This window comes from Spirulina sp. CS-785/01 (assembly GCF_028330525.1).
Lineage (GTDB): Bacteria > Cyanobacteriota > Cyanobacteriia > Cyanobacteriales > Spirulinaceae > JAQMSD01.
Genome location: NZ_JAQMSD010000201.1, coordinates 1 through 23,392, shown reverse-complemented (window position 1 = coordinate 23,392; position 23,392 = coordinate 1). Strand labels below are relative to the sequence as shown.

20 protein-coding genes, 2 tRNA genes, 1 pseudogene and 1 riboswitch are annotated in these 23,392 nt (G+C 46.9%); of the genes and pseudogenes, 11 read left to right on the top strand and 12 right to left on the bottom strand.

The features are described from left to right. The first annotated feature begins 200 nt into the window (after positions 1 to 200). Both PN462_RS13055 and accD read left to right on the top strand, forming a co-directional pair. Complete coding sequence (locus tag PN462_RS13055; RefSeq protein WP_272128714.1) at positions 201 to 437, top strand: hypothetical protein; 237 nt, start codon at positions 201 to 203, stop codon at positions 435 to 437. A gap of 89 nt (positions 438 to 526) precedes the next feature. Further along, positions 527 to 1,510, top strand: a complete 984-nt coding sequence (gene accD / locus PN462_RS13050) for an acetyl-CoA carboxylase, carboxyltransferase subunit beta (RefSeq protein WP_272128713.1) — start codon at positions 527 to 529, stop codon at positions 1,508 to 1,510. A 329-nt stretch (positions 1,511 to 1,839) separates the two neighbouring features. Here accD and PN462_RS13045 read toward each other — a convergent pair. Beyond that, positions 1,840 to 1,911, bottom strand: a tRNA-Val gene (locus PN462_RS13045). A gap of 202 nt (positions 1,912 to 2,113) precedes the next feature. Between PN462_RS13045 and PN462_RS13040 the strand changes: the two genes are divergently transcribed. Next, positions 2,114 to 2,233, top strand: coding sequence for a photosystem II protein Y (locus tag PN462_RS13040; RefSeq protein WP_272128712.1), 120 nt, complete (start codon positions 2,114 to 2,116; stop codon positions 2,231 to 2,233). 160 nt (positions 2,234 to 2,393) lie between these two features. Here PN462_RS13040 and PN462_RS13035 read toward each other — a convergent pair. From PN462_RS13035 to PN462_RS13025, 3 genes and pseudogenes are all read right to left on the bottom strand, one after another. Beyond that, positions 2,394 to 2,464: transfer RNA gene (locus PN462_RS13035), tRNA-Gly, on the bottom strand. Between the two features lie 70 nt (positions 2,465 to 2,534). Continuing rightward, the gene (locus tag PN462_RS13030; RefSeq protein WP_272128711.1) at positions 2,535 to 3,398 is read right to left on the bottom strand and encodes an alpha/beta fold hydrolase; all 864 of its coding nucleotides are present in this window, start codon (positions 3,396 to 3,398) and stop codon (positions 2,535 to 2,537) included. A gap of 489 nt (positions 3,399 to 3,887) precedes the next feature. Next, positions 3,888 to 4,169: pseudogene (locus PN462_RS13025) on the bottom strand (DUF3155 domain-containing protein); the annotation flags it as partial. A gap of 306 nt (positions 4,170 to 4,475) precedes the next feature. Here PN462_RS13025 and PN462_RS13020 point away from each other — a divergent pair. The 5 genes from PN462_RS13020 (at position 4,476) to msrA (ending at position 9,975) form a co-directional block, all read left to right on the top strand. Beyond that, the gene (locus PN462_RS13020; RefSeq protein ID WP_272128709.1) at positions 4,476 to 5,810 is read left to right on the top strand and encodes a GAF domain-containing sensor histidine kinase; all 1,335 of its coding nucleotides are present in this window, start codon (positions 4,476 to 4,478) and stop codon (positions 5,808 to 5,810) included. Between the two features lie 70 nt (positions 5,811 to 5,880). Next, positions 5,881 to 6,918 carry an isochorismatase gene (locus PN462_RS13015; RefSeq protein ID WP_272128708.1) on the top strand — a complete coding sequence of 346 codons (1,038 nt, stop codon included), beginning with the start codon at positions 5,881 to 5,883 and terminating at the stop codon, positions 6,916 to 6,918. 227 nt (positions 6,919 to 7,145) lie between these two features. Beyond that, positions 7,146 to 7,290: riboswitch (cobalamin riboswitch) on the top strand. 47 nt (positions 7,291 to 7,337) lie between these two features. After that, a complete protein-coding gene (gene cobW, locus PN462_RS13010) occupies positions 7,338 to 8,393 on the top strand; it encodes a cobalamin biosynthesis protein CobW (RefSeq protein ID WP_272128706.1) in 1,056 nt (351 codons plus the stop codon). A 404-nt stretch (positions 8,394 to 8,797) separates the two neighbouring features. Next, entirely contained in the window at positions 8,798 to 9,136 is a 339-nt protein-coding gene (locus PN462_RS13005) for a DUF760 domain-containing protein (protein ID WP_443029164.1), read from the top strand. 170 nt (positions 9,137 to 9,306) lie between these two features. Then, positions 9,307 to 9,975, top strand: coding sequence for a peptide-methionine (S)-S-oxide reductase MsrA (msrA, locus tag PN462_RS13000; protein WP_272128704.1), 669 nt, complete (start codon positions 9,307 to 9,309; stop codon positions 9,973 to 9,975). A 224-nt stretch (positions 9,976 to 10,199) separates the two neighbouring features. On the opposite strand, the gene PN462_RS12995 is transcribed toward msrA, so the two are convergent. Both PN462_RS12995 and PN462_RS12990 read right to left on the bottom strand, forming a co-directional pair. Beyond that, positions 10,200 to 11,321: a WD40 repeat domain-containing protein gene (locus PN462_RS12995; RefSeq protein ID WP_272128703.1), complete on the bottom strand. Its 1,122-nt coding sequence runs from the start codon at positions 11,319 to 11,321 to the stop codon at positions 10,200 to 10,202. Positions 11,322 to 11,366: 45 nt separating this feature from the next. Then, positions 11,367 to 11,759 carry a DUF423 domain-containing protein gene (locus PN462_RS12990; protein ID WP_272128701.1) on the bottom strand — a complete coding sequence of 131 codons (393 nt, stop codon included), beginning with the start codon at positions 11,757 to 11,759 and terminating at the stop codon, positions 11,367 to 11,369. 175 nt (positions 11,760 to 11,934) lie between these two features. Here PN462_RS12990 and PN462_RS12985 point away from each other — a divergent pair, with 175 nt between their 5' ends. The 3 genes from PN462_RS12985 (at position 11,935) to PN462_RS12975 (ending at position 15,574) form a co-directional block, all read left to right on the top strand. Beyond that, positions 11,935 to 12,153 (top strand): hypothetical protein, encoded by a 219-nt coding sequence (locus PN462_RS12985; RefSeq protein ID WP_272128700.1) that lies wholly within the window; start codon positions 11,935 to 11,937, stop codon positions 12,151 to 12,153. 90 nt (positions 12,154 to 12,243) lie between these two features. Then, complete coding sequence (gene ribD, locus PN462_RS12980) at positions 12,244 to 13,335, top strand: bifunctional diaminohydroxyphosphoribosylaminopyrimidine deaminase/5-amino-6-(5-phosphoribosylamino)uracil reductase RibD (protein WP_272128698.1); 1,092 nt, start codon at positions 12,244 to 12,246, stop codon at positions 13,333 to 13,335. A gap of 130 nt (positions 13,336 to 13,465) precedes the next feature. Next, positions 13,466 to 15,574 (top strand): S8 family serine peptidase, encoded by a 2,109-nt coding sequence (locus tag PN462_RS12975; RefSeq protein WP_272128697.1) that lies wholly within the window; start codon positions 13,466 to 13,468, stop codon positions 15,572 to 15,574. Between the two features lie 217 nt (positions 15,575 to 15,791). On the opposite strand, the gene PN462_RS12970 is transcribed toward PN462_RS12975, so the two are convergent. From PN462_RS12970 to PN462_RS12945, 6 genes are all read right to left on the bottom strand, one after another. After that, positions 15,792 to 17,990 carry an nSTAND1 domain-containing NTPase gene (locus PN462_RS12970; RefSeq protein ID WP_272128696.1) on the bottom strand — a complete coding sequence of 733 codons (2,199 nt, stop codon included), beginning with the start codon at positions 17,988 to 17,990 and terminating at the stop codon, positions 15,792 to 15,794. Next, a complete protein-coding gene (locus PN462_RS12965; protein ID WP_272128695.1) occupies positions 17,974 to 18,423 on the bottom strand; it encodes a hypothetical protein in 450 nt (149 codons plus the stop codon). Before PN462_RS12965 ends, PN462_RS12970 begins: the two co-directional genes overlap by 17 nt. Positions 18,424 to 18,603: 180 nt before the next feature. Beyond that, a complete protein-coding gene (locus PN462_RS12960; protein WP_272128694.1) occupies positions 18,604 to 20,259 on the bottom strand; it encodes a hypothetical protein in 1,656 nt (551 codons plus the stop codon). Further along, a complete protein-coding gene (locus PN462_RS12955) occupies positions 20,259 to 20,642 on the bottom strand; it encodes a hypothetical protein (protein WP_272128692.1) in 384 nt (127 codons plus the stop codon). Before PN462_RS12955 ends, PN462_RS12960 begins: the two co-directional genes overlap by 1 nt. 166 nt (positions 20,643 to 20,808) lie before the next feature. Next, positions 20,809 to 20,964: a hypothetical protein gene (locus tag PN462_RS12950; protein WP_272128691.1), complete on the bottom strand. Its 156-nt coding sequence runs from the start codon at positions 20,962 to 20,964 to the stop codon at positions 20,809 to 20,811. Between the two features lie 17 nt (positions 20,965 to 20,981). Further along, positions 20,982 to 23,392, bottom strand: a 2,411-nt coding sequence (locus PN462_RS12945; protein WP_272128690.1) for a CHAT domain-containing protein, incomplete at its 5' end; no start/stop codon positions are given.

Here is a 23,392-nt window from a genome sequence, read left to right as displayed (position 1 = left end):
AGATAGAGGAGATAGAGGAGATAGAGGGGATAGAGGAGATAGAGGAGATAGAGGGGATAGAAAAGCATTGAAACGAGAACAGTTTAACCCTCCCTCTCCCCCAACCTCCCCATCTCCCCATCTCCCCATCTCCCCATCTCCCCCAACCCCCCACAACACCTGCTATATTGAGCAGTACAAGGAGAGTCACAGGGAAGTTAATGAGTTCTGTCGCTTGGATTACCCTAAGAACCACCAGTACGCGCTGGGAAGCAGAACTGATGCAGCAAATTCTGACCAGTCACGAAATTCCGGCCCGAGTCGTCAGCTTGGGAGCGACGGCCTGTTTTTTATCGGGAGAAACGGCGGTACAAGTGCTTCCTCAAGATAAATGGACGGCCTTGCTGTTACTCAGTCCGAGGGAGGAAGATTTAGAGGATGATTTTGAAGAAGATTAATTGCTCCTCGCATTTGACGGTCAAAAAATGGCAAAATAATCTGAAACCTATAAACAATTTATAAAGATCAGCGTCATTAAAAAAACTCTATGTCTTTATTTGACTGGTTTGCGAATCGCGCCAAATCTGAATCTCCTATGCAACAACGCCATCAAGAACGGGAAATTGCCGATGGTCTCTGGACAAAATGCCCAAGTTGTGGGGTTTTGACCTATACCAAGGATTTACAGGCAAATTTGATGGTCTGTTCGGAGTGTAATCATCATCTGCGGGTGGATAGTGAGGAACGTATCCAACAGTTGATCGATCCGCAAACGTGGAAACCGATCAATGAGGAGGTTGAACCGGTTGATCCGTTAGAATTCCGCGATCGCAAACCTTATAAAGACCGTCTCCGCGACTACCAAAATAAAACCCACCTCAAAGATGCAGTCCAAACCGGAACAGGACTGTTAGATGGTCTTCCTGTGGCCTTGGGGGTGATGGACTTCCGCTTTATGGGGGGAAGCATGGGATCGGTTGTCGGGGAAAAACTCTGTCGTCTCATTGAGTATGGAACCAATGAGGGGTTAACCGTGATCATTATTTGTGCATCCGGTGGTGCGAGAATGCAAGAGGGAATGTTGAGTCTGATGCAGATGGCCAAAATTTCCGGGGCCCTGGAACGACATCGGGAAGCGAATTTGCTCTATATTCCCGTCCTCACTCACCCCACCACCGGAGGGGTAACGGCCAGTTTTGCCATGTTAGGGGATATTATTTTAGCTGAACCCAAAGCCATGATTGGGTTTGCGGGACGACGGGTGATTGAACAAACCCTGCGAGAGAAACTCCCGGATGATTTCCAAACCTCAGAATATTTATTGCACCATGGATTTGTGGATGCGATCGTGTCTCGGACGCAGTTGAAGAAAACCTTGGCTAATTTAATCAGCTTACATCAACCGTTTTATCCGGTGCGCCACCTGCAACAGTCGGACTCCCAAGAGTTGAACCATCATACAATGAATCATCATACAATGAATCATCATCAAGCCACCCAGACTCCCATTCAGTCCTTTGAGCAGTCTTAAAAGCGTTAATCTTATCCTAGGAGGGCAATATGTAACAGAGAAGATACGATAAACATCAGAGATGAAGATGGCCAAACTCAAACCGTCTTGATAGATTATGAAAGTCGTCTCTAAAACTCTATAAAGGTGGCAAAGGACTAAACGATTTCCCTTTCATTGAATGAAGGAATCAAGCGGGAGAGGCTAACGTTTTTCCCTGTTTTCCCATCACTTTAGGCTACCAATATCATACAGCCGAAGTCTTTGGTTTGTTGGACACTGACTCAAGCCTCAACATTCTGCCGAAATTTGTTCCTGATGACAAATAAAGTGTTAATGTACAAAAAAAATGGGCGATATTGGATTTGAACCAATGACCTCTCCCGTGTGAAGGGAGCGCGCTACCCCTGTGCCAATCGCCCGTAATCTATAATTATAGCGAAGCCGTTTCAGGATAGCAAGGGATTGGCGAAAATTTTTCTCGCTTCCTCCTTTATCCCAGTTGGGTGGCGACTTTGGGAAATTTTCCCATAAAGAGGTAGTCAGAAAACCGAAAAATATGTGAAAATACGAGTAAGACACATTAAAAATCATTTAAGATTTTACTACTCGGAGGAAATAACGATGGATTGGCGATTACTGATCGTTTTACTACCCGTTCTGGTTGCTGCTGGTTGGGCTGGTTACAACGTTTTTACTCTTGCATTTAGTCAATTCCAGTCCTTCTTGCAAAAGAAAAGCTAAGTTGCCTTGAAAATTAGCCTTGAGAATTAGCCTTAAACATTAGCCTTGGGGTTAACTCCAAGGCCAATGTTTAAGCCTGCTAACAACGGGTTGTAGAGGGCAACAAGGGTTTTAAAAAACTCTTGTTGCCCTTAGCATTCAGATATTTAATGCGCTTGGAAGCGGGTGAGGGGAATCGAACCCCTATCATCAGCTTGGAAGGCTGAGGTTTTACCACTAAACTACACCCGCGAAATTCAACCCGCGAAATTCAACCTGCGTCGGTCACGTTTCTTAGTCACGTTTGACCATCATAGCATACCTATTCCGGATTTTGGCAAGATTTTTTTTGTTGGTCGAGAAATTCTTGGATTACGCTATTAAAGGTTTCGGGTTCAACCAAAAACGCCCAATGATTGCCAGGGACTGAGATGATTTGTAAATTCGCTAAATAATGGCGAAAGGGGTTAATTTGCCAGTTGGTGCGGTTTAAGCCTTTTTCGGGGAGGACTAACAAGGCCGGGAGGGATAATTCCTCGGTTAACCCATCGACGCGCATCACGTCTTCAAAAATTTCTTGGCGGGCCGCGACGGTGAATTTACTGGTCCATGTGCCGTCGGGTTGTTGCTTGATGGCATTTTGAAACACCTGTTGCTGTAGCGGACTCCACCCCCGATACTGTTTTAACCCCTTAGCGAGGGTTTCTGCTTCCTCATAGGTGGGAAACGATCGCATTAATTTCAAAAACGGCAAAACCCGATACAACAAGGGAAACGTCACCTTAAAGGCCATGGGCAATTTGCCAATAAAAAAGGGATCAACCAAAATTAAACTCCGCCCTTGCTCCGGAAACCGTGTCGCCCAAATTGCCGCCAACTTCGCTCCCCAAGAATGGCCTAAAATATGAGCCGATGACCACCCCAAATGAGCCATCAGTTCCTGTATATCGGCAATCATAGCGGCGAAACTGTACCCTTGGGGGGGTTTACTACTCTCACCATGGCCGCGCAAGTCTGGGGCAACAATATGATAGTCTGAGCCGAGGGTTTGGGCGAGACTGGACCAGACTAAGCCATGGTCGGCTAAACCATGGAGTAACATTAGGGGATGCTGTCCTCTCTCTGTCTCCAGATAGGATAAGTTTAAGCCGGAGGAGAGAGTTAAATTTCGACGCTTAAAGCTCATAATAGTCTTGAATTTACCAATTCTGCTCTAAAAAAACATCCCCACATTACCAAAACATGATAATGTGAGGACTGCTTAACCTCAGACAAAGCTAGCTTAAAAATAATGGCTGGCGATCGCCCACCCTATCTCACCCCCATAGCTAGGATATTGAGGCATTAGCATGAAGCTATCTAGCTCAAGTCCCCTAGCTCTTGTGAACGAGAAAACTCAAGTGAGTCTCTTGACAGTCCCCGCGAATCACGCGACGGGGATTCTTGGTTCAACGACCGGACGGAACTTTCAGTTCTTGGTGTATGATCAAACTCTCAAAACACTGGCCGGAACTAGCTCGTCTGAACTCATCAGGGCTTCACCTTAGCGACTCGCTACAGCCACTACAGAGTTTTGTCCAGCACTGGATTGTCCCATAGTGTTTTGTCCCAAATTAGTTTTTCCTGAGCCACCTTTCCCTGAGCCACTTTTTTGATTATGATTAGACTGGTTGTTTTGGGGGGCTACGAGGCGCAAGCTGGGAAAGAGAAAATGGTTCTCTTCCACATACTGTGCGCCGAATAGCCCTTTTTCTGCCCAAAAATAGCGATCTGTGGTATGCTCATTACGCTTAACAATTAGCAACGCAGGGGGGGTAACTCCTTGGGAGGAGATAAACCGTCTGGCTGCTGTTACAGGCTTGTCTTCACCACTTTCTAGGTTATACTGAGGGACTAACTCTAAAATCTTGCGTCCTTCTTGGCGGCGGCGACTCTTACGTTTACGTTTTCTGGCCAAATCTACTTACCTCCTATCTGAGCCTCCTAAAATTTTCTTTAGCCAAAATTCTTGGCTAATGCTTTGTAATAATGGTTACAAAAGCCGTGGCTAGTATATCGGCTCTGGTTAAAAAAATCAAGAGTCCCTAGGGTCGATTGTTGCAGACTTGAACGGGTTACAATGCTGATAGGAGTGATTCTATCCCCTTGCAACACAGGTTCGGGAAGCCTAACTAAAAACGTAGCATTTCTTAATATTCCCGCAATATTTGCAAGTCTCCAACTCCCCCTTTCCTGTTTAATCGAGAAGTCGCCCAAACCATCCATGTCTATCTCTGCAAGTTCAGAACTCGTCACCCTCTGTCAAGCCCAAGTCAACCTCCTCGTAGAAGGGCTTGGGGCGGCTTGGTGTGCAGTGTATTTAACCGAGAAATGGGTTCAAGACTTGAACCAGAAACTGGTCCCGGTGGTGGTGTATCCAGAGAATCAGACGACCCCCAGACCGACTAACAGCGACGGGGTGGATATTTCCCCGGTGACTCATCCCAGTTTGAGCTTACCGCCGAGTAAATTATTACAGGGGACAGAGACCCTGCAATCGGTGGTGGACAGTGAACCGACGGATGTGGTTGAACCTGATCCCCCCGAACCCCCCTTTTGGCAGCGCAAACAGTTGGTTTTGCCCCTAATTCACCAAGAGGAGGTGTTGGGGGTATTAGCGACACGACGGGATGACCGGCCTTGGCAAAGCCAAGAATTGAGTCAAATTGATCAAATTGCCAATACGTTGGCCATTGCTTGCTTTTTTGACCGAGAAAACGGCAGCTTACAGAATAAACTGGGGCAACAGAAACAAGAGGTGATGGGCTATCATGATCGCCTAGACACCCTACTTCATCAAGTGCGTAGTCCCATGACCGCGTTACGAACCTTTAGTAAGTTATTGCTGAAGCGGTTAACGGGTCAAGATCGGACGACCAAAATTGTGCAGAATATTTTACAGCAGAGCGATCGCGCCTCAGACCTCCTGAAACAAATGGATATTTGCATCGACGACCTCGAAACTTATCTCACCGGACTCCCCCAACCCGACAGCCCCCCCTCACTCAACCCCGACAGTGACACCCCCTCGCCCCTCTCCCTCCTGCCAGGGTCGAAATTAAACTTAGAACCCGTCCCCTTACCGCCTCTCTTAGACCCCTTAATTGCCTCAGCAGATGCGATCGCGCAAGATAAAAACATCGACTTCCAAACCGAAATCCCCCCTCACCTCCCCCCCGTCCAAGCCGATGCCACCGCCCTCCGAGAAATCCTCAGCAACCTCCTCGACAACGCCATCAAATACACCCCCCAAGGCGGCCAAGTGTGGCTAGAAACCGGCCTCACCAACCCCGAAGCCTCCCAACAAGGCATCGCCATCCACGACACCGGATATGGCATCCCCCCCGAAGACCAACCGCGCATCTTTGAACGCTACTTTCGCGGCGTACAAGCCAACAGCGACATCGAAGGGACCGGACTTGGCCTAGCCATTGCCCACAACCTCACCCAACAAATGAACGGCAACCTAGAACTCATCAGCCCCAGTCGAACCCAAAACGGGGCCCCCCCTTCCCCCTTCCCTGGAACAACCTTTATTGTCTGGCTACCCCTTGCCTAGAGTGGCACGAATTTGGGACAGCCTAAACTTGCCCCTATCATAAAATCAATTCCCTTTCCATCAAACCACCATGCAACAACTGCCCATTCCCCCCTTTTTTGACCCCAACACCATCGGCCAAGTTTGGCGTGTTCCCTATCATGAACGGGCCAACCAAGCAGAAAACTGGGCCAAACAACATAACATTCCCCCGGCCTCCCAAGATCAAACCCGTATTTGTCTCTTAGCCATAGATATTCAAAACACCTTTTGTTTACCCGACTTTGAACTCTACGTCGCGGGACAGTCGGGGACGGGAGCAATTGACGATAACCGTCGATTATGTGAATTTATTTACCATTATTTACCCTACATTACCACCATCATTCCCACCCTCGATACTCACACCGCCATGCAAATCTTTCACCCCTTCTTCTGGGTGAATGAGGCCGGAGAACACCCCACCCCCGCCACCACTTTAATTATGCCCGAAGACGTAGAACAAGGAGTGTGGAAAGTCAACCCTGCGGTAGCGGATAGTATTGCCAACGGAGACTATACTGGACTGCAAAAGTATGCCTTTCATTACGTGAAACGTCTCACCGAGGACGGCAAATATCCCCTTAATATCTGGCCTTATCATGCCATGTTAGGAGGGATTAGTCATGCTTTAGTCGCTGCCGTTGAAGAAGCCTGTTTTTTTCATAATATTACTCGCCACAGTCAAACCCAGTTAGAGTTAAAAGGAAATAATCCCCTCACCGAAAACTATTCTGTGTTACGTCCAGAGGTATTAGAAGACAGTCAGGGAAAAGCCATTGCTCAAAAGAATACAGCATTATTAGAGCAATTATTAGCATTTGATGCCATTTTAATAGCCGGACAGGCCAAAAGTCATTGTGTAGCGTGGACAATTGAAGATTTACTCGATGAAATTAAAGCCAAAGACCCCAGTTTAGCCCAAAAAGTGTATCTTTTAGAAGACTGCACCTCACCTGTTGTTGTCCCCAATTTAGTAGATTTTACCGAAAAAGCCGATCAAGCCTTTCAACGGTTTTCAGAAGCCGGAATGCACTTAGTTAAATCAACTGATCCGATGGAAAGTTGGCCAGGATTTCCGGATCAATAAAAAATAAACAATTGAGGGAAGTAGTAGAGAGTAGGTTGGGTAAAGCGTAGCATAACCCAACATCCCCTAACAATGAACCATAAAAAATGAACAATTGATGGTAATAGTAGAGAGTAGTAACCCAACATCCCCAAGCCTTGGGTTTAAACCCAAGGCTCATAGCCCAAACCCGTTAAAATGGGTTGAGAACATCAACCGATCCACCTACCCCGGTCAACTTGTGATAAAGTAAGACACTGCACCTCGGTTCTATTGGGGAACAGCCAATAGACGCAAGGGGGAAAGCCGTGTGAGAATCCGGCACTGTCCCGCAACTGTGAAAACGGTCAACCCGTTCAAAGTCAGGATGCCCACCGAGGGGAAATATATCGAACGTTCATCTAAAATTTACGGACTCTGCGAGGCACAGAGCATTAAAAATGCACAAACTTCCCGTTACAGTTATTACAGGTTTTTTAGGCGCAGGGAAAACCACTCTCATCCGTCACCTGCTCCAAAATAATGAAGGTCGGAAAATCGCCGTTTTAGTCAATGAATTTGGCGAAGTGGGTATTGATGGGGACTTATTGCGGTCTTGTCAAATTTGCGATGAGGAAGAAACCGACACACCGAATAATGAAGCCCCAAATAATATTGTAGAATTAACCAACGGTTGCCTGTGTTGCACCGTTCAAGAGGAATTTTACCCCACTATCCAAGAACTCCTCAAACGACGAGACAGCATTGACAATATTCTGGTAGAAACCTCCGGTTTAGCCCTCCCGAAACCCCTTGTGCAAGCCTTCCGATGGCACGAAATTCGCAACAGTGCGACGGTGGATGGGGTTCTCACAGTGGTGGATGCCCAAGCCTTAGCCTCTGGGGCATTGGTGGGCGACCTAGAAGCCCTAGAAGCGCAACGACAGGCTGATCCTAACCTAGAACACGAAACCCCCATTGAAGAACTGTTTGAAGACCAGCTAGGCTGCGCTGATTTAATTTTATTGACCAAGACGGACTTATTAGACAGTGAGACGTTAAACCGAGTGCAGCAATGGTTAGCGAAGGAAGTCCCCACCGGGACTAAAATTATCCCTTGTCGAGAGGGACAAATTGATTCTGATTTGTTATTAGGGTTTAATGCGGCAGTAGAGGATAATTTAGCCAGTCGTCCCAGTCACCACGACCACGAAGAAGACCACGAACACGACGACGGGATTAATTCTGTAGAATGTGTTTTAGAGCAGTCTTTCGATCCTAAACAGCTAACGAAGACGTTACACCAGTTAGTGCAGGATCAGGAAATTTATCGGATTAAGGGGTTTGTGGATGTGCCGAATAAGCCGATGCGGTTGGTGTTACAGGGAGTAGGTAACCGTTTTGATAGTTTTTATGACCGTCTCTGGTCGAATGACGAACCCCGACAAACTCGGTTAGTGTTTATTGGGCGAGAGTTAGACCGCACTAAGGTAGAAAAGGCGATTGTTAATTGTTGATTGTTGTTTGTTGATTGTTGTTTGTGAAAAAGGGAACAGGGAATAGGGAACAGTAAACAGTAAACAGTAAACAGTAAAGTTGTTTGTTCTGGGTTCTTTGTTCTCCCCCAGAGGGAGGAGAGAGAATAGAGGAGAGAGGATAGAGAAAAAATTACAGACTACTCACTACTCACTTCTCACTTTTCTCTCCTCACTTCTTCCCCCCCCATCTCCCCTTTGTGTCCTTTGTGTCTTTGTGGTTCAACCGTCAACTATCAACTATCAACTATCAACTGCCCCATCTCCCCATCCTCCATTTCGGGAAACCCCTGGGGAGGAGGTTCGGTTTACACCGCCCAATCATCAAAAAAGAAACGTTACTGTGTAAATAACAGAAAAACGTTCAGTCCTCGTTAGGAATGATGATGAATAACTTCTCCCACAACTTAGACACTTCTCAAGATGCAAACCAAGAGCAAGGGCAACTCTGGCAATATGTCCAGTCCTTAGACCCGGAACTGATCGCACAGTTGTCTCAACCCTCTCCTGATGTTGCCCAAGCCATGGAACGGAATATTATTGGACTATTAGGAGGTTTGCCCCCTGAACAGTTTGGTGTGACAATCTCTACCAGTAGGGAACATTTAGGACGGTTACTCGCTTCCGCGATGATGAGTGGTTACTTCCTGCATAGTGCGGAACAACGGATGCAGTTTGAAAAACACTTAGCTGGAGTGGACAGCGAAGATGATGATGAGTTGTAAGGTCTGGTTCTCTCTAGATGCAAAAACGATGAGTCTCCCAACAGAATATCTCTCGTTTTCTGCGGTTATGTTAAATAATGTAAACAGTGAGTGTCCCACTTCCCCCTAAGTTATGGGGGGTTGTGGGGTTTGGCTTACCTGTTGCGTTGAGAAGATAGGATTAAACAATCATGGTATTATTTGGATTTGGTAAAAAAGCGTCGATGCCGAAACCGGAGGAGGCGTTACCGGGGCGATCGCAATCTATGCCTGTCCCTGATAAACATTATGTCAATGGCAACCCGCTCAAACCTCCTTTTCCCGACGGAATGGAGCAAGCGATGTTCGGGTTGGGGTGCTTCTGGGGTGCAGAACGCAAGTTTTGGCAGTTAGAGGGGGTTTATACTACTGCGGTGGGATATGCGGCAGGTTATACCCCAAACCCGACTTATCAAGAGGTTTGTACGGGAATGACGGGTCATAATGAAGTGGTGTTTGTGGTTTATGATCCCCAAAAAATTAGTTATGCCGAGTTATTAAAAACGTTTTGGGAAAGTCATGATCCGACTCAAGGAATGCGTCAAGGGAATGATACGGGGACGCAGTACCGTTCTGGGGTTTATGTCTATTCGGAAGAACAACGCCAGCTAGCAGAAGCATCACGAGATGCTTACCAAGAGGCATTAAAGGCCAAAGGTAAGGGTGAAATTACCACGGAAATTATTGATGCACCGGAATTCTATTATGCAGAGGACTATCACCAACAGTATCTAGCGAAAAACCCAAATGGGTATTGCGGACTAGGTGGGACTGCTGTGGCGTTTCCGAAAGAAAAACTGGCTGCATTACAAAGGAATTAAAATGATGGCTTTGGGTGCAATAATGGTTTAACCGCTCGTTGAAAGCTAGACATTGATTGACATTGTTCAATTTTTGTTGATTTAGAAAGGGACGAGCGTGCAGACTCAGCCATAAATCCTGTAAAAAGGTAGGCTACCTTCGCCAGGGTCATCCTTTTTTAACCCTATCAACGGGTTTAGGCTATGAACCTTGGGCTTTAACCCAAGGTTCACCTAATTACTGATTACGGTTTATCACCTCGCACCTGCCAAAGCCGTGCGGTATGATCTGAGGAAGTCGTGACAATTAATTGGCCATCAGGGCTAAATTTGGCCCGTATCACTCCCCCTTGATGGCCAGTCAGCATTGTTAAAAGTTGTCCCTCGGTGTTCGAGAGTCCAGCAGTTTGATTCGCCGAAGCCGTTACAATATAATCTCCCCCAGGACTAAACTCAGCATACCAAATGGCTGCCTCATGGTCTGCGATCGTTGCCAAAATTTCCCCTTGGGGAGTCCAAAGACGGGCCGTTTTATCCGAAGATGCCGTCAGAAATTTAGACCCATCGGGACTAAATACCGCCACCCAAACCGGAGCATCATGAGCCACCGTCACCAACAGTTTACCTTGTCTGTCCCAAACTCGTGCCGTATCATCACGGGAAGACGTAATAATCTTACGGCCATCTGGACTAAATTTAGCCCCCAAAACCCGTGCCTCATGGCCAGCTAAAATAGCCAGAGTTTCTCCCTGCATATCCCAAAGACGGGCCGTTTCATCCGAAGATGCCGTAAGAATCTTAGACCCATCAGGACTAAATTCTACACTATTCACCGCCCCCTGATGCCCTGCAAACGTCGTTAACAGTTCCCCTTGCCGCGTCCACAACCGTGCGGTATGGTCATAGGATGCGGTGAGAATTTTAGACCCATCGGGACTAAAAACCGCCCCTTTCACCCCAAACTCATGGTCTTGTAGCGTTGTTAAAAGTTGTCCTTGTCGCGTCCAAACCTTTGCCGTCTGGTCTGCCGATGTAGTCACACTATACTCCCCATCGGGACTAAACGCCACCCCCCACACCGTCGCCCCATGCTCTAAAATAGCCACTAAATTCCCCGCTTTATCCCAGAGTTTCGCCGTATTATCGCTAGAGGTGGTGATCAACTGTTCTCCATCGGGACTAAAAGCCACATTATGCACCAATCCCCCATGCTCCAAGATTGTAAAGGATTTAATATATTTATCAAGGGGAGTTAGAATCGGTCGTACTGATAGGGGAGTAGGGAAAGCAACCCTAACTGGAAAATAGCTCCAGAGAGCAAGAGACGCACAAGCAACCCCCAAAAAAACTTTTCGCAACGATAACATTTTCCCCCTTAAATTATGATCTTCGAGTTTATCCTGTCCCCCGTCTCACGAATTACCAGTAAACGAGACTTTTGATGCTGCTATCACTAAAACCACCCAACCCATGATCAACGCAACCCCACCCAATGGGGTAATTGCTCCAAGCCACTTAATTCCGGTTAAACTGAGAGCATATAAACTCCCCGAAAAGATCACAACCCCTACAATAAATAAAATCCCCGTAGCATTTAATAATCCTTGGCCGGTTGTCGCACGAGTTAACAGTAGGGAGACTAACAACAACGCCAAAGCGTGATACATTTGGTATTTTATCCCCGTTTCAAAAATGTCTAATGCCCTTTCTGATAACTGCGCTTTCAGTGCATGAGACGCAAACGCACCTCCAGCCACCGCTAAACCGCCAAAAATTGCCGCAATAGCCATTAAAATTTGACTCATAATCCAGTCCCTAATCATCTCACGTTTGAGTTTAACTTGTTGTGACTCCTTTTTCTCCTTTGATCGAGAGTTTAATGATACACCATTGTGTTCTGTTTGACTGTGTTATGCTGCACAATAGGCAGACTATCAGCCCAGCAAACAACACGAAACACCGCCCAACTATTAGAAAACCATGAGTCAAACCCTCTCTAAACTCATCTCAGACCAATGGATCAAAACCCCTTGGAAAGACTATCTCAAGATTACCGAAACCCCTAATTTTGAGCAAGCCAAATTTTATTATTATCAAGGACAATTTAGAGTAGAAATGTCACCTCTAGGGAATCGTCATGCGAGGGACTATTCTATTATTAATACCGCTATTAATCTCTATGCAATCTTGACAAATTGAGACGCACTCGTGAAACCCCCCATAATGAAGTCGGCACTTGGTTATTAGAACAATGGCAAAATGAATAGATAACCCCTAGTTTAACGTGCCATGACCGATTTTTCCCCCCAAGACCGAGACATGATGCAACGCTGCATTACCCTTGCACAACAAGCCGCCGGACGCACAGCCCCCAATCCTCTGGTAGGTTGTGTTATTGTGCAGGAGGGGCAGATTGTGGGCCAAGGGTATCACCCCCAAGCCGGACAACCTCACGCGGAAGTCTTCGCTCTACGAGAGGCAGGAGAGGCCGCACGGGGGGCGACGGTGTATGTTAGTCTTGAACCCTGCAACCATTACGGACGCACGCCACCCTGTACCGAAGCTCTGATTAAAGCGGGGGTGAGTCGTGTTAAGGTGGGTATGGTTGACCCAGACCCGCGAGTGGCTGGGGGAGGGATCAAACGGTTACAAGAGGCGGGAATTGCGGTGACGGTGGGGATAGAAGAAGCGGCCTGTCGTCGGTTAAATGAGGCTTTTATTCACCGTATTCTCTATAAACAGCCTTTCGGGATTCTTAAATATGCGATGACGTTGGATGGGAAAATTGCGGCGACGAGTGGCCATAGTGCTTGGGTGACGGGGGAAACGGCGAGACATTGGGTCCATCAACAACGGGCTGCGTCTGATGCGGTTATTGTGGGGGGGAATACGGTACGCAAGGATAATCCCCGATTAACGACTCATGGTATCACGGAGCATAACCCGTTACGGGTGGTGATGAGTCGTCAGTTGAATTTGCCGGAAATGGCGAATCTTTGGGAGACGGAGGTGGCACGGACGGTGGTGTTTACGGAAATGGGGGCAAATCCGGCGTTTCAAGGGCATTTGGAGGCAAAAGGGGTTGAGGTGGTGACAATGGCGGATTTAAGCCCCCAGGGGGTGATGGAGAGCCTTTTTCAACGGGGGTGCAGCCAGGTGTTTTGGGAATGTGGGGGGAGGTTGGCGGCAAAGGCGATTCAAGGGGGGGCGGTACAGAAGGTTTGTGCGTTTGTTGCCCCTAAGTTAATTGGGGGGGTGTTTGCACCGTCTCCGATGGGGGATTTGGGGTTGGAGAAGATGACGGAGGCGTTACGGTTGGAGGGGGTGACGGTGGAGTTTTTTGATTCTGATCTGTTAATTACGGGGTATTTGGGGGGGTAAGGAAAACCACAAAGACACAAAGGACACGAAGGGGGAATCTGGAGGGGTCAATTGGTTGATTTTTTCTGTCTGGAATTGACGTTGTATGACCAGAAGGTTATACAGGAGTTAGTTCTTGTTATCTGGTGTTATGTCTCCTGTGATTGCTTCTGACGGACAAGGAAGTGAGCCGTTACCGCCGAAAATTTATGGGGAAGCGATCGCGCGTTCCTGTAGCGGGGTGTCTTTACTCTCGACAGGGGAATTGGTGACGCAGGAGAATGTAGCCCAGTTTGAGAGTGATGCTACAACCCTCGAAAAAGCGAGAGAACGGCTTGAGGCGAAGGGGTTTGAGGTGTTATCCGTTGGCCCTTTTTCTCTGAGTCTCGCTGGGTCTCCAGAGGTCTATCAGCAAGGGTTTAAGACGAAACTGGTTCACCTGGAACGTCCGGTGATTAAAGAAATTGCCACCCCGTCCACTGCTTTATTTATTGATGCGGTCGAAACGAAGCAATTTGGCAAAATTAACACTTTTGAGACGGAGTTTGAGGAGGTTTTAGAGGGGGTGGCGATTAATGAACCGATTTATTATTTCCAACGGGGGATTCCTTCCGCTTTCCCTCCTCCGGTTGAGGCGAAATATCTACAGCTTCCTGATGATCTTGTCACTGGATTAAATGCCGCTTCTGTTCATCAGCAGGGAATTCGCGGCCAGGGGATACGGGTGGTGATGGTGGATACGGGATGGTACAGACATCCCTATTTTGAACAGCAAAATTATCGGGGGCAGGTGGTTTTGGCTCCTGGTTCGGAGCATGGGGAGGAAGATTTACACGGCCATGGTACAGGAGAATCGGCGAATTTATTGGCGATCGCGCCAGAGATACAGTTTACGATGGTGAAAGCGGATGTTGCAATAGAGGGAAAGTCCCGTAATGTGAACTCTATTGCGGCGTTGAAAACGGCAATTTCGCTCAATCCTGATCTTATTTCTTGTAGTTGGGGGTCTGATCTCCGTCATGACCAGCTTTCGGCTTACGATCGCATTTTAGGGGCAACGGTGGCAGATGCGGTGCGTCGGGGCATTATCATGGTTTGTGCTGCGGGCAATGGTCACTGGGGGTTTCCGGCACAACATCGGGATACTATTGCGGTTGGGGGGGTGTATCGCTATCAGTCGGGGGAGAAACAAGGCCAGTTAGAGGCCAGTGACTACGCGAGTGGGTTTGTCAGTGCGGTGTATCCCCAGCGACAAGTGCCGGATGTCTGCGGGTTGGTGGGAAAACAGCCGACTGGGGCTTATCTTATGTTACCGGTTGCACCGGGGAGTAATAGCGATCGCAATCATGCCAATTTGGGGGATCAAACTCGTCCCAATGACGGCTGGGCGGCGTTTAGCGGCACATCGGCGGCAGCACCGCAGGTGGCGGGCCTCTGTGGGTTAATGAAGCAAGTCAACCCTAGTTTATCTCCGGTGGAGGTGCGGGAGATTTTGCGACAGACGGCACGAGATGTGCAGTTTGGGCATTGTAACCCGGCCGCTAGTTCGGCTCAAGCGCGATGGGGGGTGGATGTTGCCACGGGGTTTGGTTTGGTGGATGTTCAACGCGCAATCGCATTTCTTCAGGGATCAGGGAAAATTCAACCGTTGCAAACCCTTAAATTTAAGAGGACTAAAACCATGTCTGACTATCCAAAACTTCGGGAAAATTTAGAGGAAATCCAATGGGAAATTGATAAACTTCTTCAAACTAAATTTAAAGATGTTATTGAAAATGTAGAATTAACGATTAGTGAGGGAAATTTTAGTCAACGTTCTCCCATTACCCGGATGACCTATTCCTTGAGAGAGTCACTGGATGATGTATTAACTAAAAATCTAGAAATTACCAGCGATCACATTGCTGCGGCTCAAGCTTTGATTAAATTAGGACGTTATCAATCTACTTCTCTTGAAGTGCTGACAAGAGCTATAACCCATTCTAATGTCAAAAAAGAAGCAATAGAAGCTTTGGCTAATAGTGGGGCTGAAATTTCGAGTTTTGATGCACTAAGCAAGGCAGATACTGTTACTGATTTTGCTAATTATAATCAATCATTGCTTTTTAGTCCAGAATTTTGTGGTCCAAAAGGCAAATGCTATAAAAGAGGAGATAATAAATATAATTTTCATCCTACTAACAATGGAGACATTATCCCTAACCTCACTAAAGACGAATGTGAGAAAAAGGCGGGTACCACAATTCAATGTTCTGATTAAATATCCTGAGCCTTGGGTTAAAACCCAAGGCTCAAAGCGGAAACCCGTTAAAACGGGTTGAGGTATCCAAATTTCTGAATTTTACAAGTCATATCTAATCCGAAATATTGTAATTTTTTAGGAGCATAATGTTTGCACCCCGTCAGTTATAGAGAAAGATTATCCGCTATTTATCTTGATTAACCGGATGCAATATAAGTATAATTGATTGGTCATCCTACAATGATTTATGCTTTAATTTATCACAATCTTTATCCCCAAAATTATTAGGTAGTTTCCCTAAAATTTCTGGTAAAATAGTATTACAGAGAATGGCTTGTTGAAGTTGATCTTCTTGAAGTCCAACTGTATTTTCTAAATTGACATCTTGTAAAATAGCATTATTTAAAATTGCTCCATGTAACTTTGCGTTGTCTAGGTATGCCTCCTTCAAAACAGCACCTTCTAAATCAGCGTCTCGAAAGTCAGCATTGCCAAGAATTGCTTTGTAGAACTGAGCATTTATTAATTCTGCATTTCTAAAATCAGCCGAATAAAGAATAGACTTATTAAAATTTGCACGAGATAACTTAGCATTTTTAAATACCGATTCCTCAAGTTCAGAATCCGAAAGATTAATGCCACTCATATTTTTTCCACACAAATATAAACCATCAAAATTCTTTTTGTATCCCGTGCGGTGCATATAAGATAATAAAGTTTTTAAGATCGGGGTTGGACTACAATTTTCTCTAGCTAGAAGAATTTGAGTTGCTGTAATAATGAGAAAATGAATACTAACGATTGTTAGAAGGGTAGGAAAAATGCCGATTAAAGCTATTTGTGTATAAAGATTTTGTTTGCGTTTTCGTTGGCTTTTTTCCACAAAATCCACTGCTAACTCCGATAACGCAGTTTCCCCGTTACATTGCTTGAAAAACTCCCTCGCATCCCGTAACGGACGACCTTGTAATAAATACCCTTTCGACTTACCAACCGCCTCCCAGTCTTGAGCAGAGCGTTCAATTTTGCGCTTTTGACGTAACGCGGCCCGACAGTCTTCAATCCACTCTTGCAACTGCTCCCAATTGCGAATTAACGCTTCGTGCGCGACTTCTACGGTTTCTCTTTGATCCTGATCTGCGGCTACCGCTAAAAAGCGCACTCCAGGAGCAGCAAATTTGTGAATAATGGCCTCTACTCGCTGATGCTCCTCTGGGGTGCTGATTAATTCCGATACTGCAACCCGACGACGAGTATCTTCTGTCCCTTCTCCGAGTTGCACTAACCCGAGAAAAATGCGCCGCGCTAAAATGCGATCGCGCTCCTCCAATGTTTCATACAATCGTCTCGCTTCCCCCGCTAATGCACCCCCTACACCGCCAATTTGCTCTAAGGTTTCGTGAGCTTCAACTCCCGCTTCTAACCCCTCCCAAATGCGGGTTAAGGCAAACTGTAACAGGGGGAGGGCGTTTTCTTGGCCTTCCATTTCCAACAATAATCGATCAATCACGGCCTCCGGTAACGGGTGGCCGGCCAACTCTGCTGGTTTTGCGATCGCGCGTCGCAATTCCTCCGGTAACAACGGACTCACCAAATATCCCTGCTCCGAAAACAACCGATAGAATTGCGGATGGCGTTGTAATTCCCGTAAAAAGTCACTGCGAAACGTCACCACTACCCCAACCTGTTTGCTGCCATCGCAAGCAGCATGGAGCAAATTCCCCAAAAACGCCTCTCGCTCCTGCTCCGACGCACACAACGTATAAATTTCCTCAAACTGATCCACCAATACCAATAACGGTGACTGGTGAATATTCGGTAACAAGGCCGCAATTTTCCGTAACCCCGTAAAACGCTCTTGTAACCCTTCCCCCTCCCCTTCTTGTTGCAATACCTGCAAAAACTCCTCACTTTTGGCCACAGGGATGGGATCATCCGTCGCTATCCTGGCTAAAACCGCCGCCAACGCTTCCAAAGGATGGGCCCCTGGCACAAGTACCGCAATGGGAGCAGATTCCCACACCGGAAGCGGTTGACGGACCAGTTGGGGAATTAACCCCCCACGCACTAGGGACGATTTCCCAGACCCAGATGGCCCATATACTGGGAGAAACCGGGGTTGGTTGTCCTGTTGGTAGCGATCGCGCAATTGCTCCCATAATGCTTGCACTTGGCTTTCCCGTCCAAAAAAGCGATCGCAATCTTCCTCCTGAAACGCCAATAACCCTTTATAGGGATTTGCTCCTAGTTTCGTCTCCGGTTGGGGGGGTGTAGGGAGATGCTGCTCCAGTTGGGATTGATAAATCACCACCTGATGGTTTTCCCCAGAAATGAGCAAACTCCCCTGCTCCATCTGTCGGACATTGATCGCTGTACTATTGACCATGTTCGCGATCGCTTGACTGTCCTTGAGTTGTTCAATCTCTTGCTGCATTAATTCCTCCACTGACATCTCCTCCAACATTGATCGCTGTACTGTCTTTCATGTTGGCCACTGCTTGTCCTTTCGTCACTGTGCCAACCTGTTGTTTAATGGAGGTATCGGCTTGATTGTCTTCCGTTTCTTGGAGAATTTCCGCGATCGCTGCTTTCAGGTGGGGATCATTCTCTAAAATTTCCGTTAATTTTTGTTGAAAGGGAGCTTTCCAAGTGGGATCATCGGGATTTTTCGCCAATTCCTCTGCGGCCACTTTTGCCCCTGCTTCGGCCTCAATTTTCGGGTGCAATTTGGCCCAAATGGCCTGTGCTTGCTGCCACGTATCTTTCCCCATTTGACCCGCAGCACTACTCACGGCGGATTCCCCAGCTTTTTTGAGGAGGACGGGCAACCAAGGAATTAAAAAACTCGAAATCGTCACAATATCCATGACTAGAGCATTTTTGCTATCACCATATCCTTATTTTAGTTTTCCAAACGGGACAAGTCTCGCCTTTCGCTGATTGTGTTACAAAATGGAACATTAGCCCAATAGTGCCAATTTAAAATTTTCGCTCTATGAACACTGTGCTGTTTTCGATGGGGTTATTGTGGGTTTGATCGGGCTATGTTACTGATTAGGATGATTGCGAGACCGTCGTTTCTTTAAAAAATGTTTGGTGTATCTCCAACAGAGAAAGGCAATTAAAGAACTCCCAAAAACGGCGATTAGAAAGGGATGGGGGAGGGGAATGGGGGGGTCGATTTTCTCGTTATTTGGCCAAACCCAAGTTTCTGTAATGACTCCGGAACTAGAGGCTACAATAGCCCCTGATGCTACCCCAACTCCAATGGCTTGTATGTTGTCTTGGAGGTCTTTTTCTGCGTCTTCTTGGCGTTTTTGTTCCTGTTTTTCGTAGTTTTGCCACTGGCGATCGCGTTCTGCTTGGTCGATTTCCACTAATCCCCGTAGGGAGGCGATCGCTTTGTCTAATAAACTCGATCCCTGTTTAAAATAGTTCAAGTCTGCATGAATCTGATCTTGAAATGCGATCGCCTCTTTATCCGCAAAAACCCGAAACGCTTCTACGGGGGCTTGGGCGAGTTGTTCAATATGATTTAAGGTCGCTTGATAGTTTTTGCTATTAATGGCAATAGTATTGCGAGCATATTCTAGATTTCGCAGTTGTTGGGAGTAAGCAAGAGACGTTTTCAGGAGCGTTTTTAACGTCCGTTTCAGGTGGCTTAAATCTTCATCAGATAAAGACTCTTTTCCCCCTTGAATATAATGGACATCAAACCGCGTTAAATGTTTTTCATTTTCATTGACAATTTTGTCGGCTTTCTGATAAAAAATCCGGCTATCTTGAAAGGTGTTTTTAATTTTATGATAATATAAAAATAATTCGGGCAATTGCCAATAACAGCGACTTAAAATTTCGGTTGAACTACCATCAAAAAAGAACCAGATTAATAAATGTCCATAGGGGTTTTCTGTTAAACGGTCTTCCGGGTTGCCATATTCGTAGAGATAGCCCCCAAAAAGATGATAAACTCGATAGAGACGAGGAAATTGAGCAATTTTTTCTGGATGGTGGAGGCCAAAGAAATTTAACCAACAGTCTTGGGCTAATTTATCTAAGTTGCGGAGATTTTGGGGTGGAGTTTGGTTTAAATAAGTGGTTAGTAATAGAGTTTGTCCTAAATAACCCGAAGTGGTTTGAGCATGGGGTTGAAAGCAGTTATGCGGGTTCAGTTTTTGTAAGTCAGCAAGGGTATATTGATCTTGTCCAAATTCTTCAGGATAAGCAATTCTTAAATTGAAAGCGTAAGTATCATGAATGACTTTGGGATGAACAAAACCCTTGAAGTTTTGATCTGAAAATTTAAAGTTTTTTTGCCGTTTACGTTGACTTGATTTTGGCGAAAATAATAAATTAAGATGTCCTGATTTTTCGGGCTGTTTTAATTCAAGTTTTGAGTTTCGCAAAAATCTCTGAAAATCTATCCCAAACGCCTTAAAAACCCGATTATATTCCTGTTCAATCCAGTTTATTTTAACCTCTTTTTGGTTTTTGGAGCTACGAGGTGAAGTATCATCATTTTCTAGATAAATTACTAATCCTTGATACAGTTGGTACGAGAAACAATAGAGACTAGGTGCATAAATTGGGGGTTGAGAAGGTGAAGTATCATCATTTTCTAGATAAATTACTAATCCTTGATACAGTTGGTACGAGAAACAATAGAGACTAGGTGCATAAATTGGGGGTTGAGAATAGGTCATTATTGTTGGGGTTGGTCGTTATTTTGTTCTGTCTTGTCATCTGGGGGTGAGCTTAGAGCAGTAATGATAATATTTTTATTGACTGTAATGTTCGGGGTTTCTCCTTCTAGGGGGTCTTCTGCTTCCTCATCCTCTCCAATTTCTAATCTTAATATATCTTGGTTACTGTCTATTGTTATCCCCCTTTCTTGACACCATTGTTTGATCACTGTTGCTAACTTGGGTGGTTGATCGTCTATTTCCCTTAACTTTGCTTCTAACTGAGCTAAATTTTGCCAGAATTGGGGGTCAGTGTTCGGGTTTTGTTTTGCTGCTTCCACGAAAGCAAGAAACTTGCTTAAAAAACGCTGCGATCGCTGTTGATCAATTCGATTATTACTCATTAAAATAACCTCCTACAATAAACTTGATTTACTCTTTACAAACAATTATAAAATATTATCAATATTATTATAACCCTACTTAAAAATAAATTTTAATCCGTTTTAACGGATTTTGGCTTTGAGCCTTGGGTTTAAACCCAAGGCTCTTAGAATCTTTAACTCTGTTTTACGATTCTGATTGGGGACTGAGGGAGGGGAGTGACTCTTGCCATTCGGGGAAAAAATCAGGAGTTTTCGTTCGTTGTAAACCAAAATTATCGCGCCAATATTTTAAAGTAATATGTTCAGAAATTGCCCGTGTTTGTACCCTTTTTAACCTCATTCCTTGGCTCACCTAGCCTATAACCCAATGGCCGCAAAAGCTGACCAATACCGCTTATCTGCAAACGGTTCTTTCTCCTCAAAATCGTACAGAATAAACTCACATTCATCTAAATCATCTTCTGATAACTTTAAATCATCCCTTAACCACTCTAAAAACCCCTGCTTAGAAACCTGTCGCATCCAAATTTGGGCAGCGCGTAAGGCTTTGGCCACCGTGGTTTCTGGGTTTTTTGGGTTAAATTCTTGATAAAATCGGATAGCTAAAAAGGCCGTGGCAAAATCATCGACACACCAGAAACTACTCACCACCGACGGACTCCCTGCATACAAGAAACCACTGGCTAACCCCACATATTCATCGGTGAGTTGACTGTCCAGGAGGCCCGTTTCGCAAGCGGAGAGGAGGACGAGACGACAGGCCGGTAAGTCTAAATTAGCGTAAATTTCCCGTAGGGTGAGTCCTTGCTGTTCCGTGTCGAAGCGACGGCCATCCCGGAGGGTGAGGGTGCGGGTGCGATCGGGGTTGGGGGGTGCATCCCCGGCGAGAATGAGGGCGGAGTTGAGGGGATTTGCGCTGTCAAAGCCGCCGTGACAGGAAAAATGAACAAAAAGACTCTGACGCAGTTGGGCGAGGGTTTCTGGGCTGTTGAAGGCGGTTTTATGGGCGTTTTCGTGTTTGAGGATGTAGCTGTTGGGGTCGAAGGTGGGGCCGATGGTCTCCACTTCCAGGTCGGTGTAGGGGAGGTCTTGGGTGGGGTTTTGGATGGCGAAGAATTGGGCGGCGGTGGTAGGGGGTTGGCGGTTTTGCAAGTAGGCGAGAATCTGGCAACTCGGCGCGTAGCGGACTCCCTCGGTGAAATGTTCCTGTAGGGGGAGTTGGGGAGGGGGGGAGTTTGATGGTGGTTGTTCCCCGTTTTCAGACTCACTGGTGACTGGTGACTGGTGACTGGTGACTGATAAAGCGTGGAGGGGGAATAGGTGCAAATAGAGATGGGGGATGAGGATGAGGTGGTTGCAGGTGTGGGGGATGTGGGTGAGGAGGGAGTCGAGGTGGAGGTGGTGGCTGAGGTTGTCCAGTCGGGGGGTGAGGGTTTTGTACCAACTGCGTTGGCGGTAGTCGGAGAAGTAGGTTTCGTTGAATTGGTCGAGGGTTTGGCGGTCTTCGGGGGGGTAGTGGTGGTAGTGAATGTGGGGGCGGTTGTTTTGTAGGGTGACGATGAAGGCATAGGCCCCCGCTTCCGGGTTGTGGGGGAGATACCACTCGATGAGGGCGGTTTGGGGGGTGAGGAGGGGTTGGAAGTCGGGGAGTTCGGGGCGGACTTCTCGCAACTTGTTGAAGTCGGGGTCGTTAATTTCGGTGATCAGGTCTTCTCGTTGTTGGAGGAGGGTTTTTAGGGGGGATTGGGAGATGGGGGGACTGACTTCGGCTTCGCTCAGTCTAACATCGGCTTCGCTCAGTCTAACAGGGGAACGGTTTTCTGGGTTGGGGTTGTCTGGGGAGTTGGGGGGGGTGGGGTCTTCTGGGTCTAAGGACTGCTGGAGGGCGGCGATTTCTCGGTTGAGTTGGCGGAGGCGTTGTTTTTGGTCTGGGGTGGCGGTTTTGGGGATGCGGTTGGCTTGGGTGAGGAGTTCGATGAGGGTGCGGGACTTGCTGCGTTCGACGGTGAGGAGGGCTTGGTCGTAGCGTTCGAGGTGTAGGCAGGTTTCTACCATTTTACTGTAGATGGGGAGGGCATCTTCGATGAGTTGTCGTTTGGTTCGGGGGGAGGTGGCCCAAGTGCGGCTTTGTTCGACGGCTCGGATGGCGTTGTTGTAGCCTGTGTAGGCGGTTTCCCAGTCTTGGAGGGTGTAGGCGAGGTTGCCGAGGTTGCGTCCGGTTTGGAGGCAGTATAGGGGGAAGGAGGAGGGGGTGAAAATTTCTAGAGCGAGTTGATAGGCTTGGATGGCTTTGTCGTTTTGTTGGAGAGCTTCGTAGGCTTCACCTAAATTATTTTGGGTCATTGCCCAGTCTTCGGGTAGGGCAGCACGGGCATACATTGGTAAAGCCTTGTGGAAACAAGCGATCGCCGTTTCCAGATTCTCCCCTCGCTCCCCTCTGATGCGGGCCCAATAGGCAACCCCCAGATTCATTTGGGTCCTTGCCCAGTCTTCGGGAAAGGCAGCACGGGTATAAATTTGTAAAGCCTTGTGGTAAGAAGCGATCGCGGATTCCAGATTCTCCCCTCGCTCCCCTCTGATGCGGTCAGAATAGGCAATCCCCAGACACACTTGGGTCATTGCCCAGTCTTGGGGAAAGGCAGCACGGGTACGGACTTGTAAAGCCTTGTGGTAACAAGCGATCGCCGTTTCCAGATTCTCCCCTCGCTCCCCTCTGATGCGGGCCCAATAGGCATTCCCCAGACCCATTTGGGTCCTTGCCCAGTCTT

Excerpts from the sequence above, each read along its gene's own strand:
- PN462_RS13055 (WP_272128714.1), top strand. The coding sequence starts at position 201 with ATGAGTTCTGTCGCTTGGATTACCCTAAGAACCACCAGTACGCGCTGG.
- accD (WP_272128713.1), top strand. The coding sequence starts at position 527 with ATGTCTTTATTTGACTGGTTTGCGAATCGCGCCAAATCTGAATCTCCT.
- PN462_RS13040 (WP_272128712.1), top strand. The coding sequence starts at position 2,114 with ATGGATTGGCGATTACTGATCGTTTTACTACCCGTTCTGGTTGCTGCT.
- PN462_RS13030 (WP_272128711.1), bottom strand. The coding sequence starts at position 3,398 with ATGAGCTTTAAGCGTCGAAATTTAACTCTCTCCTCCGGCTTAAACTTA.
- PN462_RS13020 (WP_272128709.1), top strand. The coding sequence starts at position 4,476 with ATGTCTATCTCTGCAAGTTCAGAACTCGTCACCCTCTGTCAAGCCCAA.
- PN462_RS13015 (WP_272128708.1), top strand. The coding sequence starts at position 5,881 with ATGCAACAACTGCCCATTCCCCCCTTTTTTGACCCCAACACCATCGGC.
- cobW (WP_272128706.1), top strand. The coding sequence starts at position 7,338 with ATGCACAAACTTCCCGTTACAGTTATTACAGGTTTTTTAGGCGCAGGG.
- PN462_RS13005 (WP_443029164.1), top strand. The coding sequence starts at position 8,798 with ATGAATAACTTCTCCCACAACTTAGACACTTCTCAAGATGCAAACCAA.
- msrA (WP_272128704.1), top strand. The coding sequence starts at position 9,307 with ATGGTATTATTTGGATTTGGTAAAAAAGCGTCGATGCCGAAACCGGAG.
- PN462_RS12995 (WP_272128703.1), bottom strand. The coding sequence starts at position 11,321 with ATGTTATCGTTGCGAAAAGTTTTTTTGGGGGTTGCTTGTGCGTCTCTT.
- PN462_RS12990 (WP_272128701.1), bottom strand. The coding sequence starts at position 11,759 with ATGAGTCAAATTTTAATGGCTATTGCGGCAATTTTTGGCGGTTTAGCG.
- PN462_RS12985 (WP_272128700.1), top strand. The coding sequence starts at position 11,935 with ATGAGTCAAACCCTCTCTAAACTCATCTCAGACCAATGGATCAAAACC.
- ribD (WP_272128698.1), top strand. The coding sequence starts at position 12,244 with ATGACCGATTTTTCCCCCCAAGACCGAGACATGATGCAACGCTGCATT.
- PN462_RS12975 (WP_272128697.1), top strand. The coding sequence starts at position 13,466 with ATGTCTCCTGTGATTGCTTCTGACGGACAAGGAAGTGAGCCGTTACCG.
- PN462_RS12970 (WP_272128696.1), bottom strand. The coding sequence starts at position 17,990 with ATGCAGCAAGAGATTGAACAACTCAAGGACAGTCAAGCGATCGCGAAC.
- PN462_RS12965 (WP_272128695.1), bottom strand. The coding sequence starts at position 18,423 with ATGGATATTGTGACGATTTCGAGTTTTTTAATTCCTTGGTTGCCCGTC.
- PN462_RS12960 (WP_272128694.1), bottom strand. The coding sequence starts at position 20,259 with ATGACCTATTCTCAACCCCCAATTTATGCACCTAGTCTCTATTGTTTC.
- PN462_RS12955 (WP_272128692.1), bottom strand. The coding sequence starts at position 20,642 with ATGAGTAATAATCGAATTGATCAACAGCGATCGCAGCGTTTTTTAAGC.
- PN462_RS12950 (WP_272128691.1), bottom strand. The coding sequence starts at position 20,964 with ATGAGGTTAAAAAGGGTACAAACACGGGCAATTTCTGAACATATTACT.